The sequence below is a fragment of the Burkholderia plantarii genome, from assembly GCF_001411805.1.
Taxonomy (GTDB): Bacteria; Pseudomonadota; Gammaproteobacteria; order Burkholderiales; family Burkholderiaceae; genus Burkholderia; species Burkholderia plantarii.
On sequence record NZ_CP007213.1, the window covers coordinates 1,896,892 to 1,912,281 of the forward strand.

Here is a 15,390-nt window from a genome sequence, read left to right on the forward strand (position 1 = left end):
TTGAGGCGCGGCCTCGCGCGCAATCGCGCGGCATCGCGCCGGCAACGGTGCAGTGTTCATTTCTTCAACAGAGGCAGGTATGGAAATTTTGATGGAAGTCGATCGCAGCAAACCCGCGCAGCAAAAGCCCCACAGTCTCGTCAGCGAGATCTGGGCAGGCTGGCTGCAGGAGCAGGATCTGCAGCGCCTGGTGGAGCACCCGCTGCTGCTCGCGCTCGCGAACGGCGAGGCGAGCCCCGACACGCTGAAGACGTTCCTGGCCCAGCACAGCCACTACTCGCGCCACTTCACGCGCTACCTCTGCGCGCTGATCGGCCAGCTCGACGACAGCGAGAGCATCCTCGCGCTGCTCGACAACCTCCAGGAGGAAATGGGCGTGGACGGCGACGGCCTGATGACCCACGCCGAGATGTTCCAGCGCACGCTGCGCGTGGTGGGCGTGGTGCCGGCCGACCACGAACCGCTGCCGGCCACGCTGCAACTGCGCAACACCATGATGGCCCACTGCAAGTCGAGCGATCCGCTGGCGGGCCTCGCCGCGATGTGCCTCGGCGCCGAGGCGATCGTGCCGGTGATCTACCAGCCGGTGCTGCTCGCGCTGCAACAATCCGGCCACACCGAGGAAGCCACCGAGTTCTTCCGCCTGCACATCGAGGAGGACGAGGACCACGCGCTGACCATGCTGGCCATCATGCGCGACCTCACGAACAACGAGCCGGAGCGTTTCGAGTTCGCGGTGCGCGTGGGCCGCGAGCTGATCGCGCGCCGCGTCGAGATGTTCGACGCGGTCTGGCAGGCATGCCGGCACTACGAGACCGCCACGCAAGAGGACGGCGCCCCGGCCTGAGCCGGACGGCGGACGAGTCAGCGGCCGGCCGTTCCTCGCGAAGGGCCGCCCAGTGATCAGCGGAACAGGTTTAAGAACGAGACTGAGATGTCAACTTTACGCGAACCGTGGCATCCGACGACTTGGCAGTCGATGCCGCAACAGCAGTTGCCTCACTACGTGAACGGCGCAGCGCTCGGGGCGACGCTCTCGCGCCTCAGCAGCTACCCGCCGCTCGTCGCGATCGGCGAGATCCGCCGTCTGCGCTCCTGGCTGGCCAACGTCGCGCATGGTCGCGGCTTCGTGCTGCAAGGCGGCGATTGCGCGGAAACGTTTGCCGATTTCCGGCAGGACGTGATCCAGCGCCACTACCGCCTGCTCGAACGCATGGCGCAGACGATCCGCGACGCGTCGGGGCTGCCCGTCGTGCGCATCGGCCGGATCGCCGGCCAGTACGCGAAGCCGCGCAGCAAGCCGGAAGAGCAGCGCAACGGCCGGTCGCTGCCGAGCTACCGCGGCGACATCATCAACGACGTCGCGTTCGACGCCGAGGCGCGCGACCACGACCCGGCCCGCATGGAAACCGCCTATTTCCGCGCCGCCGGCAGCCTCAACTACCTGCGCGGCCTGAACGACGCGGGCCTGCTCGGCACCGGCGGCGCCTATTTTTCCAGCCACGAGGCGCTGCTGCTGCCCTATGAGCAGAGCATGGTGGAGCGCGACGAGCTCGGCAACTGGTACTGCTGCTCGGGCCACTTTCTCTGGATCGGCGAGCGCACGCGCCAGCTCGACGGCGCGCATGTGGAGTTCCTGCGCGGCGTGCGCAACCCGATCGGCCTGAAGCTCGGCGCCGGCATCGGCCATGACGACCTGCTGCGCCTGATCGACGTGCTGAACCCGCTCAACGAGGCGGGGCGCCTGACGCTGATCCCGCGCATGGGCGCCGGCAAGATCGACCGGCTCGCCGGGCTGCTGGAGACGGTGCGCCGCGAGGGCCGCGAGGTGGGCTGGATGTCGGATCCGATGCACGGCAACGGCACGCAGACCGGCACCGGCATCAAGACGCGCCACACCGCCGACATCGTCGCCGAGCTCGACGGCTTCTTCGCGGCGCATCGCGCGGCCGGCACCCATCCGTCGGGCGTGCATCTCGAGCTGACGGGGCTGGACGTGACCGAGTGCATCGGCGGTGCCAGCGTGCCGGGCGAGGCCGACCTCGAACGCGCCTACCTCAGCAGCTGCGACCCGCGCCTGAACGCGGACCAGGCGCTGACGCTGGCCGGGCATCTGGCCGGCCTGCTGGTCGCGCACGGCATGCCGCGCAGCCACGGCGAGCAGGTCGAGGCCGGTGCCGCGGCGAGCAAGGCAACCGAGGCCGCCGAAGCGGAAGCCGATCGCTACGACCTGGAGCGCAGCGTATGAGCGACGTCAATCTGGCCGCCGAGCTGCTGTTCAACAAGCGCCACCTCGACAAGCCGGCCTACGTCGGCCCCGACTTCACGCTCACGTATGCCGAACTCGACCGCGCGGTCCGGCGCCAGGCCGCCTGGATGACGATGCAGGAAGTCGCGCCCGGCGAGCGCATCGTGATCGCGCTCGACGACGGCCCGGACCTGGCCGTGATCTTCTTCGCCTCGCTCGCGGTCGGCGCGCTGCCGGTGGTGGTGAGTTCGAAGCTCGACACGGCGCCGTTGCGCCACATCCTCGGCGACGCCGAGCCGCTGATGGTGTACGGCAAGGCGGTGCAGGGCGACACGATCCGCGCCGCGATCGACGGCCTCGCCACGCGCCCGCAGGCGTTCCTGCTGGAGGCGGGCTGGTACCGCACGCTGCTCGCGCGGCGCGTCGGGGCCGCGCGCGAGCCGGCCGCCGCGGTGCTCGCCGGCGACGGCTTCGACGAGGCGCCCGACGAGGCGCTCACCGACGCGGCGGCCGACGAGTGGGATGCCGCCGTGCCGCGTCCGCGCCATGCGCCGGCGCTGATCCAGTACACCTCGGGCACCACCGGGCTCTCGAAGGGCGTGACGCACAGCGCCGCGTCGGTGCTGGCCTGCTGCGCCGCCGTGACGGGGCAGCTGCGCCTGACCGGCGACGACGTGCTCTATTCGGTGCCGAAGTCGTTCTTCGGCTTCGGCATGGGCAACAGCCTGTTCTTCCCGCTCCATCTCGGCGCGAGCGCCGTGCTCGACGCGGCCTGGCCGAGCGCCGAGCAGGTCGAGGCGAACCTGCGCCGGTTCCGGCCCACGGTGCTGTTCGCCGTGCCGACCCTGTACCGGATGCTGCTCGACAACGGCTTCGGCCCGAACGATTCGCCGCTGCGGCTGGCGTTCTCGGCCGGCGCGCCGCTGGCCGGCAACACCGGCGCGCGCTGGCGCGAGCGCTTCGGCTTCGAGCTGCACGACGGCATCGGCGCGACCGAACTCTGTCACGTGTTCGCCACCAGCTACCCCGATTCGCTGCGCGCGGGCAGCCTCGGCCGGCTGCTGGCGGGCTGCGAGGCACGCATCGTCGACGAGGCCGGGCACGACGTCCGGCCCGGCGAGACCGGCGTGCTGGTCGTGAAGTCGCCGGCCGTCTCGCCCGGCTACTGGCGGCGCCCGCAGGACGACGCGGCGCGCTTCGACGCCGGCTGGTACCGCACCGGCGACCTGTTCAGCCGCGACGCGGACGGCTTCCTCTATTTCCATGGCCGCGAGGACGACCGCTTCAAGGTGTTCGGGCGCTGGGTGGTGCCGGCCGAGATCGAGGCGCTGCTGGTGGCGCACGCGCCGCAACTGGGCGACTGCTTCGTGGTGCCGGGCCGCGAGCACAACGGCGAGGATCGCCCGGTGCTGTGCCTGCTCGGAACCCACGACGAGAACGCGGTGCAGGCCGCGCTCGCCGTGCTGCGCCGGCTCGACGGCTACAAGCGGCCGGTCAGGCTGCTGCCGGTCGACCAGCTGCCGCTCACGCCGAACGGCAAGCCCAACCGCCGCGCGCTCGCCCAGCTGGCGAGCCGCGCGCTGCAAGACGGGACGGGCATCAATCTAGTGGAGAAACCAACATGTTGAGCCAGGATGAGTTTACGCGGTACGGCGAGGCGGGGTTCAACCTCGTCCCGCTCTGGAAGGTGCTGCCGCTGCCCGAGCGGCTCGATCCGCTGGATGTCTATCGCGCGCTCGCGAACCGGCGCGACGACTATCTGTTCGAGACCGGCGAGTGGGAGAACGCGGTGTTCACGCGCCACTACTCGACCATCGGCCTGCCGTGCAGCGAGCGCATCGAGCTGGACGAGGACGCGATCCGCCATCTGCGCCACGACCACGTGGAGAGCGAGCAGCGCACCGACGATCCGCTCGCCGCGCTGCGCCGCCTGCAGGAAGGCTTCCGCGTGCCGCACTTCGACGCCCTGCCGCCGTTCTCGGGCGGCCTGTTCGGCTACTTCGGCTTCGAGACCACGCGCCTGATCGAGCCGCGCCTGCGCCGCGTGGCGCGCAAGCCCTCGGGCCTGCAGGTGCCCGACGTGGTGAAGCTGGTGAGCCGCGAGCTGGTGGTGATCGACCATCGCCGCCGCCAGCTGTTCTGCATCGTCCACGAGGATCCGCGCGAGGCCGGCGGCCACGCACGCGGCACGGCGCGGCTCGAGGCGATCGTCGCGCAGGTGCAGGCGCTCGACGCGGCGCCCGAGCGCGTGCCCGGCACCACGCAGGGCCTGACGGTGGACGCGGGCCGGCTGTCGTTCGGCTTCGCGCGCGAGGCCTACGAAGGCGCCGTCGACCGCATCAAGGACTACATCGCCGCCGGCGACGTGATGCAGGTGGTGCTGGCGCAGCGCATGAGCCGCCCGCTCGCCTGCGATGCCACGGCGCTCTACCGCGCGCTCGGCGATCTCGCGCAGACGCCGTACCGCTACGTGGTCAACCTCGGCGAATGCGCGATCGTCGGCGCCTCGCCCGAGATGCTGGTGCAGCAGCGCGGCGACATCGTCACGAGCCGGCCGATGGCCGGCACGCGCCGGCGCACGCAGGACGACGCCGAGGACGCGCGCCTGAAGGAGGAACTGCTCGCCGATCCGAAGGAGATCGCCGAGCACATGATGCTGGTCGATCTCGCGCGCAACGACGTGGGCCGCCTGGCCGTGGCCGGCGGCGTGCAGGTGGACGAGCTGCTGACGGTCGAATACTTCTCGCACGTCATGCACATCGTCTCGACCGTCACCGGCAAGCTGCCCGGCCAGGTCAACGGGCTCGACGTGCTGCGCAGTACGTTCCCGGCCGGCACGCTGAGCGGCGCCTCGAAGGTGCGCGCGCTGGAAGTGATCGCCGAACTCGAACCGCACTCGCGCGGCATCTACGGCGGCGCGGTCGGCTATCTCGACTGGCGCGGCCAGGCCGAGCTGGCCATCACGATCCGCACCGGCGTGCTGCAGGGCGGCCTGCTGCACGTGCAGTCGGGCGCCGGCGTGGTGAAGGACTCGGTGGCCGAGCGCGAGTGGCAGGAAACCATGGACAAGAGCCGCATGATGCTGCTGGCGGCCGAGCTGGCGGAACGCCAGAGCGAAACGGAAACGGCGCGCCCCGGCGCGGCGCAACAGGAGGCAACGGCATGCATCTGATGATCGACAACTACGATTCGTTCACCTACAACGTGGTCCAGTATCTCTGCACGCTCGGCGCGCAGATCGAGGTGAGGCGCAACGACCAGATCACGATCGAGGAGATCGAGGCGCTCGCGCCGCAATCGGTGATCGTCTCACCCGGGCCGTGCTCGCCCGCCGAGGCCGGCGTCTCGATCGCCGCGCTGCGCCACTTCGCCGGGCGCCTGCCGCTGCTGGGCATCTGCCTGGGCCACCAGTGCATCGCCGCCGCGTTCGGCGGCACGGTGCGCCGCGCCGAGGTATTCCACGGCAAGTCCTCGCCGATGCGCCACGACGGCTCCGAGCTGTTCGCCGGCCTGCCGGCGCAGTTCAAGGTCGGCCGCTACCACTCGCTGGTGGTGGACGACCTGCCGCCCGAGCTGGTGGTGACCGCGCGCATCGCGCACGAGGACGGCACGGCCGGCGAGATCATGGCGATGCAGCATCGCGAGCTGCCGATCTACGGCCTGCAGTTCCACCCCGAATCGGTGCTGACCGAGCACGGCTTCAGCATGCTGGCCAACTACCTGCGCGTCGTCGAGCAGCATGCCGCGAGCGCGGCCGCCGTCGCCTGACCCGCCCCACGCAAGGACTCCACAATGAGCGCGGCAAGCTTCGAAAAAGACTATCCGATTCGCTTTTCCCACTGCGATCCGGCCGGCATCGTCTATTTCCCGCAGTACCTGGTGCTGACCAACTGGGCACTCGAGGACTTCTTCAACGAAGGGCTGAAGGTGGACTTCGCGGGCCTGATCGAGCGGCGCCTGGGCATCCCGATCGTCAGGCTGCAGACCGAGTTCGTCCGGGCCTCGCGCCAGGGCGAGGTGCTGACGCTGCGCATCGAGGTGACGCGGCTCGGCGAGCGTTCGCTCACGGCCACCTTCACGGGCCGCGTCGGCGACGAGGTGCGCCTGCGCAGCGAGCAGGTGTTCGTGATGATCTCGCTCGACAAGGTGGCCTCGATGCCGTTCCCCGACGACATCCGCGACGCGCTGCAACGCTACCTGCCGGTGGCCGAGGAGGTGGCGTCATGATGCAGATCCTGCAACCGCCCGAGTGGGTGCGCCCGCGCGGCTACGCCAATGGCGTGGCCGCCAAAGGGCGCCTGGTGTTCACCTCGGGCCAGCTCGGCTGGGACGCACAGGAGAAGCTTGCCGGCGAGCGCTACGCGGAGCAGGCGATCCAGGCGCTGAGGAACATCGTGGCGGTGCTGGCCGAGGCCGGCGCGAAGCCCGAGCACCTGGTGCGCCTGACCTGGTACGTGTCGGACCGCGAGGCCTATTTCGCCGAAGCGAAGGAAGTGGGCCGCGCGTACCGCGAGCTGATCGGGCATTTCCCGCCGATGAGCGCGTTCCAGGTGGCCGCGCTGATGGTGGAGGGCGCCAAGGTGCAGATCGAGGCCACCGCGGTGATCCCCGACTGACGCGGCGCGCGTGATCGGGACGAGAGATTCGCGGCGGGCGGCGGCTCGCCGACCGCCGCGAACCCGGCGCGCGCGCAGACGATTCACGCATCGACGACTGACGGCACAACGACAACAACCCTTCCGGATGCCGGCCCGACGCGGCCGGACATTCGACCCAGGCCATTCCGAACCATGCGGGCCGACTCGCCGGACGCCCGCGACCCGCCGGATCGACCGGCGGGCTCCCCGCCCGTCGATCCGGCGCGAGCGCGGCCGTGGGCGCCGGCTTCCGGCGGCCACGCGCGGCGGCTCGCGGCCTCGACGGGCCACGTCGCCGGCGGCGGCCGGGCGGGCGCAGGAGACGCGACCACTCACGCCGCCGCCGGAACGCGACGGGCGGGTCAATACGATTGGATACCAAAACATGCATACGGCTTCCGGTACGAAACACGACGCAAAGCACGACGCAAAGCACGTCATCACGCCTCCCGACGGTTCGACCCCGAACCGCTTCGCGCCGCCTTCCCATCCCGCCCGCACCGTCCCGCGCGCCGCTTCCGGCGCCGTGGCGCTGGCCGCGCTGCTCGCGCTGGCCGCCTGTCAGGGTGACAAGCGCGATGCCGCGCCGCCGCCGCCCGAAGTCGGCGTGACGCGGCTCGCGCCGCAGTCGGTGCCGCTCGTCGATACCTTCAACGGCCGCGTGGAGGCCGTCGATTCGGCCGAGCTTCGCGCGCGCGTGAGCGGCTATCTGGAGCGGATCGCCTACAAGGAGGGCGACACCGTCGCGCAGGGTGCCGTGCTGTTCGTGATCGACCCGCGCCCGTACCGCATCGCCCTGGAGCGCGCCGACGCGCAGCTCGAACACGCGCGCGCGGCGGCCCGGCTCGCGCAGACGCAGCTCGCGCGCGCCCGCACGCTGATCGCCACCCACGCGGTCTCGCAGGAGGAACTCGACACGGCGCAGGCCGCCGACCTGCAGGCGCGCGCCGACCAGCACGCGGCCGAGGCCGCCGTGGACGACGCGAAGCTGAACCTCGGCTACACCGAGGTGCGCGCGCCGATCGCCGGACGCGCGAGCCGCGCGCGGCTGACGGTGGGCAACCTCGCGCGCGCCGACGATTCGCTGCTGACCACGGTGGTCTCGCAGGATCCGGTCTACGTCTACTTCGATTGCGACGAGCAGAGCTACCTGCGCTATCTGGCGCAGCGCACCAACCCGGCCGGCCGCGCGCTCGACGCGAACCCGGTGCGCGTCGAGCTGGCCAACGAGACCGGCTTCCCGCACGCGGGCACGGTCGATTTCCTCGACAACCGGCTCGATCCGGCCACCGGCACGATCCGCGCGCGCGTGCGCCTCGCCAACCCGAACCGGCTGTTCACGCCGGGCCTCTACGCGCGCGTGCAGCTGACGAGCGGCGAGGACCATGCGGCGCTGCTGGTGGACGACAAGGCGATCCTGACCGACCAGGACCGCAAGTACGTGTATGTGCTCGGCGCCGGCGACAAGGCGCTTCGCCGCGACGTGACGATCGGCCGGCGCATCGGCGCCGAACGCGTGGTGGAGAAGGGGCTCGCCGCCGGCGACCAGGTGGTGGTGGACGGCACCCAGCGCATCTACTACCCGGGCGCGCCGGTCAAGCCGAAGGCGGTACCCGCGCCGGCGCTGACCACCGCCGGCACCGACGCCGCGTCGCCCGCCACGGTGCAGTGAGGAGCGTGCCGCCATGGACTTTTCGAAATTCTTCATCGACCGGCCGATCTTCGCGGTGGTGCTGTCGATCATCATCTTCGCGGTCGGGCTGATCGCGATCCCGCTGCTGCCCTCGGGCGAGTATCCGGAAGTCGTGCCGCCGAGCGTGGTGGTGCATGCCAACTATCCGGGCGCGAACCCGAAGGAGATCGCCGAATCGGTGGCCGAGCCGCTCGAGGAAGCGATCAACGGCGTGGAAGGCATCATGTACATGAAGTCGGTGGCGGCCTCCGACGGCAGCCTGCAGGTGGTGGTCACGTTCCAGCCGAACGTGGACCCCGACACCGCCGCCGTGCGCGTGCAGAACCGCGTGAGCCAGGCGCTCACGCGGCTGCCCGACGAGGTGCGCCAGTACGGCGTGACCACCCAGAAGCAGTCGCCCACGCCGCTGATGTACGTGAGCCTCTATTCGCCCGACGGCAGCCGTGATTCGCTGTACCTGCGCAATTATTTGACGCTGCACGTGAAGGACGAGCTGTCGCGGATTCCCGGCATCGGCGACGTGAGCCTGAACGGCTCGGGCGACTACGCGATGCGGATCTGGCTCGACCCGAACCGGCTCGCCTCACGCGGGCTCACCACGGCCGACGTGATGGCCGCCGTGCGCGAGCAGAACGTGCAGGTGTCGGCCGGCCAGCTCGGCGCGGAGCCGGCGCCGAAGCACAACGACTTCCTCACCTCGATCAACGTGCGCGGCCGGCTGCGCAGCCCGCAGGAATTCGGCGCGATCGTGCTGAAGAGCGGCACCGACGGGCAGGTGGTGCGCCTGTCGGACGTCGCGCGCGTCGAACTCGGCGCCGACAACTACACGCTGCGCTCGTTCTTCAACGACAAGTCCTCGGCCGTGACCGGCATCTTCCTGTCGCCGGGCGCGAACTCGCTGCAGGTGGCCAACGCGGTCTACGCGAAGCTCGACGAATTGTCGAAGCGCTTTCCCTCCGGCGTCGCGTATCGGCCGGTGTGGGACCCGACCGTGTTCGTGCGTGACTCGATCCGCGCCGTGCAGCACACGCTGATCGAGGCGGTGGTGCTGGTGGTGCTGGTGGTGATCCTGTTCCTGCAGACCTGGCGCGCCTCGATCATTCCGCTGGTGGCCGTGCCGGTGTCGGTGATCGGCACCTTCGCGGGGCTCTACCTGCTCGGCTACTCCATCAACACGCTGACGCTGTTCGGGCTGGTGCTCGCGATCGGCATCGTGGTGGACGACGCGATCGTGGTGGTGGAGAACGTCGAGCGCAACATCGCGCAGGGGCACTCGCCGCGCGAGGCCGCGCATCGGGCGATGAAGGAGGTGTCCGGGCCGATCGTGGCGATCGCGCTGGTGTTGTGCGCGGTGTTCGTGCCGATGTCGTTCCTGTCGGGCGTGACCGGGCAGTTCTACAAGCAGTTCGCGGTGACCATCGCGATCTCCACGGTGATCTCGGCGATCAACTCGCTGACGCTCTCGCCGGCGCTCGCGGCGCGGCTGCTCGAGCCGCACGGCGCGCCGAAGGATGCGCTCGCGCGCGCCATCGAGCGCGGCTTCGGCTGGCTGTTCCGGCCGTTCAACCGCTTCTTCGAGCGCAGCTCGACGCGCTATCACGGCGTGGTGGCGCGCTCGCTGGGCCGGCGCGGCGCGGTGTTCGTGGTGTACGTGGCATTGCTCGGCGCCACCGTGCTGCTGTTTCGCGCCGTGCCGGGCGGCTTCATCCCGCTGCAGGACAAGCTCTATCTCTACACCGGCGCCAAGCTGCCCGAGGGCGCCTCGCTGGCCCGCACCAGCGCGGTGGCCGCGCGCATGCAGCAGATCGCGCACGAGACCGAGGGCGTGGAGATGGTGCAGGGCTTCGCCGGCCTGAACGCGCTGCAGCAGACCACCACCCCGAACGTGACCGCCTCCTACGTGATCCTGAAGCCGTTCGACGAGCGCAAGCGCGGCGCCGGGCAGATCAGCGCCGAGCTGAACCGGCGCTTCTCGGCGATCAAGGACGGCTTCGTCTACGCGCTGATGCCGCCGCCGATCCAGGGCCTCGGCAACGGCTCGGGCTATTCGCTGTACCTGGAGGATCGCGCGGGGCTCGGCTACGGCGCGCTGCAGAACGCGCTGTCGGCGTTCCAGGCGAGGGTCGCGCAGACGCCGGGCATGCATTACCCGGTCAGCAGCTATCAGGCCAACATCCCGCAGCTGGAGATCAACGTCGATCGCGTCAAGGCCAAGGCGCAGGGCGTCGCGCTGACCGACCTGTTCGACACGCTGCAGGTGTATCTGGGCTCGGCCTACGTGAACGACTTCAACCTGTTCGGGCGCGTCTACCGCGTGATGGCGCAGGCGGACACGCCATTCCGCCAGAGCGCCGACGACATCGCCAACCTGCGCACCCGCAACGCGGCGGGCGAGATGGTGCCGATCGGCTCGATGGTCAGCGTCACGCCTGCGTTCGGCCCCGATCCGGTGATCCGCTACAACGGCTATCCGGCCGCCGACCTGATCGGCGAGGCCGACCCGAAAGTGATGTCGTCGGCGCAGGTGATCGCCAAGCTGCAGCAGATCGCCAAGGAAACGCTGCCGCCCGGCATCACGCTCGAATGGACCGACCTCAGCTACCAGCAGGTCACGCAGAGCAACGCGGCGGTGGTGGTGTTCCCGCTCGCCGTGATGCTGGTGTTCCTGGTGCTGGCCGCGCTCTACGAGAGCTGGACGCTGCCGCTGGCGGTGATCCTGATCGTGCCGGTCTGCATGTGCGCCGCGCTGTTCGGCGTGTGGCTCTCGGGCGGCGACAACAACGTGTTCGTGCAGGTGGGGCTGGTGGTGCTGATGGGCCTGGCCTGCAAGAACGCGATCCTGATCGTCGAGTTCGCGCGCGAGTTGGAGATCCAGGGGCGCTCGATCGTCGGCGCCGCGCTCGAGGCGTGCCGGCTGCGGTTGCGGCCGATCGTGATGACCTCGGTGGCGTTCATCGCGGGCTCGGTGCCGCTGCTGATCGGCTCGGGGGCCGGCAGCGAGGTGCGGGCCGCCACCGGCGTCACGGTGTTCTCTGGGATGCTCGGCGTGACGCTGTTCGGGCTGTTCCTCACGCCGGTGTTCTACGTCGCGATCCGCACGCTGGCGAGCCGCCGGCCCGCCGCGTGGCATGAGCCCGGCGCGAGCGCGCCGGCTGTTTCGCAGGAGGTCGCGCAATGAACGCAACGCTTTCGTCGTCCAGGCTGTTCCGTTTGGCGCCGCTCGCGCTGGCGCTCGTGATGGCCGCCTGCACCGTCGGCCCCGATTTCCGGCCGCCGTCCACGGCCGCGCTGCCGGCGCGCTTCGCGCGCGCCGACGCGGGGCGTGAATCGGCGGTGCCCGACGTCGCGCCGGTGGCATCTGCTGCATCCGCTTCGTCCGGCGCGTCGGTTGCCTCGGCCGCATCCGGTGCCGGGGCCAACCCGGTGCCGCCGGCCGTGGCCGCAGTGTCCGGCGATGCCCCGGCCGCCCTCGATCCGCCGGACGCCGCGTTCTGGCGCGGCTTCGGCGATCCGGTGCTGAGCGGGCTGATCACCGCCGCGCTGGCGTCGAACCCGGACCTGCGCGTGTCGATCGCGCGCTACGACGAGGCCAACGCGCTGCTGCGCAACGCGCGCTTCGACCTGTTCCCGACCGTCACCGCCAATGCGCAGATCGGCCATCAGCTGATCAGCCGGGATCAGGCCTACGGGGCGCCGCGCAGCGAGCGCGACACGCCGAGTTCGGGCGCGAACCTCAACGCGAGCTGGGAGCTGGACCTGTTCGGCCGCGTGCGGCGCGGCGTCGAATCGCAGCGCGCCGAGACGGCCGCGAGCGCGGCGGACCTGCGCGCGGTGCGGGTGGCGATCGCCGGCGACGTGGCCGCCGCCTACCTCGACCTGCGCGGTCAGCAGGAACGGCTGCGCATCGCGCGCGAGAACGCCGCGAACCAGCGCGACACGCTTCGGCTGATCGACACGCGCTTCGCGGCCGGGCGCGGCTCCGAGTTCGACGCGGCGCGCCAGCGCGCGCAGTACGAAACCACCTCGTCGCGGGTGGCCGTGTACGAGGCCGCGATCGGCGTGGACGAGCACCGCCTCGCCGTGCTGACCGGGCAGCCGCCCGACGCGCTGATCGCCCGGCTCGACGCGCCCGCGCCGCTGCCGGTGGTGCCGGCCGGGATCGATCCGGGCACGCCGGCCGGGCTGCTGCGCCGGCGCCCCGACGTGGCGGCGGCCGAGGCGCGCCTGCACGCGGCCACCGCGCGGGTGGGCGTGGCCACCGCCGACCTGTTTCCGCGCTTCACGTTCTCGGGCTTCATCGGCAGCCTGACCAACAGCTACGGCGTGTTCCGCGAGGGCAGCGACCAGAACCTCGCGATGCTCGGCATCGACTGGTCGTTCCTCGACATCGGCCGCGTGCGCGCGCGCATCGCGCAGAGCGACGCGCAGGCCGCGCAGCAACTGGCGCAGTACCAGCAGACCGTGCTCGGCGCGCTGGAGGACACCGAGAACGCGCTGCTGCGCGCCGCGCGCACGCGCGACGAGGCGGCCGCGCTCGAACGCGCGGCGGCCGACAGCGCGCGCGCCGAGCAGATCGCGCGGGCCCGCTTCACGGCCGGCTCGATCGGCTATTTCGAGGTGCTCGACGCGCAGCGCTCGCGGCTCGACGCGCAGGATGCGGCCGCCGACAGCCGCACGCGCGGCGCGGCGGCCGTGGTCGCGCTGTACAAGGCGCTGGCCGGCGGCTGGCCGCCGGACGCGGCGAACGCGGCGGCGAGCGTGCAGCGGGACGCGGCGGCGAATCCGGGCGCGGAGGCGACCGTGAACCGCTGAGGGCGGGGGCTTGCGGTCATGCCGGCGCCGGCCTGGCGGCGGTCCGTTCGCGCAGGCCGGGGCCGCGCCGCGGCAGGCGCGCGGTGTCATCACGGTGCCGCGCCGGCGGCGCCCGGCGAGGGCGGCCCGATCGCGCCGGCCCGGGCCGCATCGCGGCGGGCGGGACCGCGAGCGCCCGCCGCGCGGCCGGCATGCCTGGCGCGTGCCGGCCGGATGCCGCTTCGGGACGCGGGGCTCAGAGCGTCGGCAGGATGTTGGGGGCCGGCACCAGTCCCACCGGCGGCGAGCTGTAGTCGGACGCCGCGACGAAGGTATTGGTGGGAATCAGGCCGAGCTGGCTCGTCGTGATGCTCCAGAACGCGATGTCCCCCCACTGGCCGCCGCCTTTCGCGCCCGAGTTCTGGTCGCTCCAGATCATCCTGCCGAACTCGCCCGGCTTGACGTACGAGCTGTTGATGGCCGCCAGCTTGTTCCACCAGAAGCTGCCGGCCGGGCTGCCTTCGTAGCCCTCGCCGACCCAGGCGAACAGCCCGAGCGCGGTGTAGCCCTGCTTGGCCGGCTGCGGCGCCCAGATCTCGATGTCCTGCGCGCCGTCCGAATGCTGGTCGGTCCACAGCGCCTGCGTGCCGGCGTTGACGGGGCAGACCGCGTTGCCGTCGAGCGGCTGCACGATCACGGCGTAGGGCGCGATGTTCGCCACGGCCGGCGACGTGTACGGCACGGAGCTCGGCAGCGACACGGCGAGGTCGCCCAGGTAGTACCAGCCGTCCGGAATCGAGACCGGGCGGTAGATGGCCACGTTGAGGCTGGCGCCGCTGCCGTAGTCGGTATAGATCGGCGCGGTGGGCACGATGGCGATGGCGAGGCTTTCGGCGAAGGAAGTGGTCATGATGATGGTTGTCTCCTGTTGGCTCGACGGCGGGAAAACCGCAGGCCGCCCCGGGCCCGCCGAGGCACGGCGCAAAGGCGCAAAGGCGGGGCGGCGGCAAGGCGCGATCGGCTCTCTCCGATCGCGCGCCAGTATGGTCACCAGCGCGAGTCGATCCGATGGAATTTTGCAGAAATTCGCATGATTCAACAGACTTTCCGCCGCCTTGCGGCATCCGCGCGCGACGGCGCCCGCGCCGCTCGAGCCCCCGCCCGACACCCAATTGACGCCCGCATGGCTTTTCAATGAAAGTGGGCGGATAACAAGCCATCCACTCCCGGGCCACCATGAAACCGACTCCAGGCATCTTCGTCGCGACCCCCGCCTATGGTTCGAGCTGTTATCTGCCCTACGTGACCGGGCTGCTGTCGCTGCAGCGCGCCTGCCTCGAGGCCGGGCTCGGCTTCGAATTCTTCTACGTGAGCGGCACCGCGCTGCTGCACCAGCAGCGCAACGTGCTGATCCGGCGCTTCCTCGACGAATCCACGCTCTCGCACCTGCTGTTCGTGGATGCCGACGTCGGCTTCGAGGGGCGAGACGTGCTGCGGATGCACGCGCTGCGGGCCGAGATCGCGCTCGGCCCCTATCCGGCCAAGCAACTCGACTGGCAGGCGGTGGTGGAGACGGCGCGCCGGCGGCCCGAGCTGTCGGCGCAGCAGGTGGCGCTGGCCGCCGCCGACTATCGGCACACGCTCTACGCGATCGGCGACGGCGCCCTGCAGGGCGAGCAGCCGGTCGAGGTGGCGGCCGGCGGCGCCGGCCTGATGCTGCTGGAGCGCGCGGTGTTCGAGAAGCTCGCGCTGGCCTATCCCGACACGCGCGTCGAGGTGCCGGAGGTGTATCGCCATCTCGTGCCGCACGCCACGCATCTGCACGAGCACTTCGAATTCCTGCGCGAGCCGAACGGCCGCGCGCTGTCCGAGGATCTGTCGTTCTGCCGGAAATGGCGCGACCTCGGCGGCGCGATCTACGCCTGCCCGTGGTTCCGCACCACGCATGCGGGCGTGCATTACTTCGACGGAAACCTGCCGGCGCTGCTCGGGCGCGCTTGAAGGTTCGGCGGCGCGGGCGG

At 70.9% G+C, this 15,390-nt stretch carries 12 protein-coding genes; 11 read left to right on the top strand and 1 reads right to left on the bottom strand.

From position 1 onward, the window contains the following. Positions 1-91 precede the first annotated feature (91 nt). The 10 genes from bpln_RS25210 to bpln_RS25255 all read left to right on the top strand — a co-directional run bounded on the left by bpln_RS25210 (position 92) and on the right by bpln_RS25255 (position 13,390). The gene (locus bpln_RS25210) at positions 92-847 is read left to right on the top strand and encodes an iron-containing redox enzyme family protein (protein WP_042629425.1); all 756 of its coding nucleotides are present in this window, start codon (positions 92-94) and stop codon (positions 845-847) included. Positions 848-934: 87 nt separating this feature from the next. Beyond that, the gene (locus tag bpln_RS25215; RefSeq protein WP_080937407.1) at positions 935-2,248 is read left to right on the top strand and encodes a 3-deoxy-7-phosphoheptulonate synthase; all 1,314 of its coding nucleotides are present in this window, start codon (positions 935-937) and stop codon (positions 2,246-2,248) included. After that, the gene (locus tag bpln_RS25220) at positions 2,245-3,876 is read left to right on the top strand and encodes an AMP-binding protein (RefSeq protein ID WP_042627929.1); all 1,632 of its coding nucleotides are present in this window, start codon (positions 2,245-2,247) and stop codon (positions 3,874-3,876) included. Before bpln_RS25215 ends, bpln_RS25220 begins: the two co-directional genes overlap by 4 nt. Then, positions 3,870-5,420 carry an anthranilate synthase component I family protein gene (locus tag bpln_RS25225; protein WP_055140336.1) on the top strand — a complete coding sequence of 517 codons (1,551 nt, stop codon included), beginning with the start codon at positions 3,870-3,872 and terminating at the stop codon, positions 5,418-5,420. Before bpln_RS25220 ends, bpln_RS25225 begins: the two co-directional genes overlap by 7 nt. After that, the gene (locus bpln_RS25230) at positions 5,411-6,016 is read left to right on the top strand and encodes an anthranilate synthase component II (protein ID WP_042627931.1); all 606 of its coding nucleotides are present in this window, start codon (positions 5,411-5,413) and stop codon (positions 6,014-6,016) included. The genes bpln_RS25225 and bpln_RS25230 overlap by 10 nt, the downstream gene beginning before the upstream one ends. Positions 6,017-6,040: 24 nt before the next feature. Next, the gene (locus tag bpln_RS25235; protein WP_042627932.1) at positions 6,041-6,475 is read left to right on the top strand and encodes an acyl-CoA thioesterase; all 435 of its coding nucleotides are present in this window, start codon (positions 6,041-6,043) and stop codon (positions 6,473-6,475) included. Continuing rightward, entirely contained in the window at positions 6,472-6,864 is a 393-nt protein-coding gene (locus bpln_RS25240) for a RidA family protein (RefSeq protein ID WP_042627933.1), read from the top strand. Before bpln_RS25235 ends, bpln_RS25240 begins: the two co-directional genes overlap by 4 nt. A gap of 406 nt (positions 6,865-7,270) precedes the next feature. Beyond that, positions 7,271-8,557: an efflux RND transporter periplasmic adaptor subunit gene (locus bpln_RS25245; RefSeq protein ID WP_082465435.1), complete on the top strand. Its 1,287-nt coding sequence runs from the start codon at positions 7,271-7,273 to the stop codon at positions 8,555-8,557. Positions 8,558-8,570: 13 nt separating this feature from the next. Then, positions 8,571-11,756: an efflux RND transporter permease subunit gene (locus bpln_RS25250; protein WP_055140338.1), complete on the top strand. Its 3,186-nt coding sequence runs from the start codon at positions 8,571-8,573 to the stop codon at positions 11,754-11,756. Continuing rightward, positions 11,753-13,390: an efflux transporter outer membrane subunit gene (locus bpln_RS25255; RefSeq protein WP_055140339.1), complete on the top strand. Its 1,638-nt coding sequence runs from the start codon at positions 11,753-11,755 to the stop codon at positions 13,388-13,390. Before bpln_RS25250 ends, bpln_RS25255 begins: the two co-directional genes overlap by 4 nt. A 235-nt stretch (positions 13,391-13,625) precedes the next feature. Here bpln_RS25255 and bpln_RS25260 read toward each other — a convergent pair whose 3' ends face one another. Continuing rightward, on the bottom strand, positions 13,626-14,279 hold the full coding sequence (locus bpln_RS25260; RefSeq protein WP_042627936.1) for a hypothetical protein: 654 nt from the start codon (positions 14,277-14,279) through the stop codon (positions 13,626-13,628). Positions 14,280-14,605: 326 nt separating this feature from the next. Here bpln_RS25260 and bpln_RS25265 point away from each other — a divergent pair, with 326 nt between their 5' ends. Further along, positions 14,606-15,370, top strand: a complete 765-nt coding sequence (locus tag bpln_RS25265) for a hypothetical protein (RefSeq protein ID WP_123863762.1) — start codon at positions 14,606-14,608, stop codon at positions 15,368-15,370. Positions 15,371-15,390: the final 20 nt, after the last annotated feature.

Excerpts from the sequence above, each read along its gene's own strand:
- bpln_RS25265 (WP_123863762.1), top strand. The coding sequence starts at position 14,606 with ATGAAACCGACTCCAGGCATCTTCGTCGCGACCCCCGCCTATGGTTCG.
- bpln_RS25225 (WP_055140336.1), top strand. The coding sequence starts at position 3,870 with ATGTTGAGCCAGGATGAGTTTACGCGGTACGGCGAGGCGGGGTTCAAC.
- bpln_RS25260 (WP_042627936.1), bottom strand. The coding sequence starts at position 14,279 with ATGACCACTTCCTTCGCCGAAAGCCTCGCCATCGCCATCGTGCCCACC.
- bpln_RS25210 (WP_042629425.1), top strand. The coding sequence starts at position 92 with ATGGAAGTCGATCGCAGCAAACCCGCGCAGCAAAAGCCCCACAGTCTC.
- bpln_RS25245 (WP_082465435.1), top strand. The coding sequence starts at position 7,271 with ATGCATACGGCTTCCGGTACGAAACACGACGCAAAGCACGACGCAAAG.
- bpln_RS25250 (WP_055140338.1), top strand. The coding sequence starts at position 8,571 with ATGGACTTTTCGAAATTCTTCATCGACCGGCCGATCTTCGCGGTGGTG.
- bpln_RS25230 (WP_042627931.1), top strand. The coding sequence starts at position 5,411 with ATGCATCTGATGATCGACAACTACGATTCGTTCACCTACAACGTGGTC.
- bpln_RS25235 (WP_042627932.1), top strand. The coding sequence starts at position 6,041 with ATGAGCGCGGCAAGCTTCGAAAAAGACTATCCGATTCGCTTTTCCCAC.
- bpln_RS25240 (WP_042627933.1), top strand. The coding sequence starts at position 6,472 with ATGATGCAGATCCTGCAACCGCCCGAGTGGGTGCGCCCGCGCGGCTAC.
- bpln_RS25255 (WP_055140339.1), top strand. The coding sequence starts at position 11,753 with ATGAACGCAACGCTTTCGTCGTCCAGGCTGTTCCGTTTGGCGCCGCTC.
- bpln_RS25220 (WP_042627929.1), top strand. The coding sequence starts at position 2,245 with ATGAGCGACGTCAATCTGGCCGCCGAGCTGCTGTTCAACAAGCGCCAC.
- bpln_RS25215 (WP_080937407.1), top strand. The coding sequence starts at position 935 with ATGTCAACTTTACGCGAACCGTGGCATCCGACGACTTGGCAGTCGATG.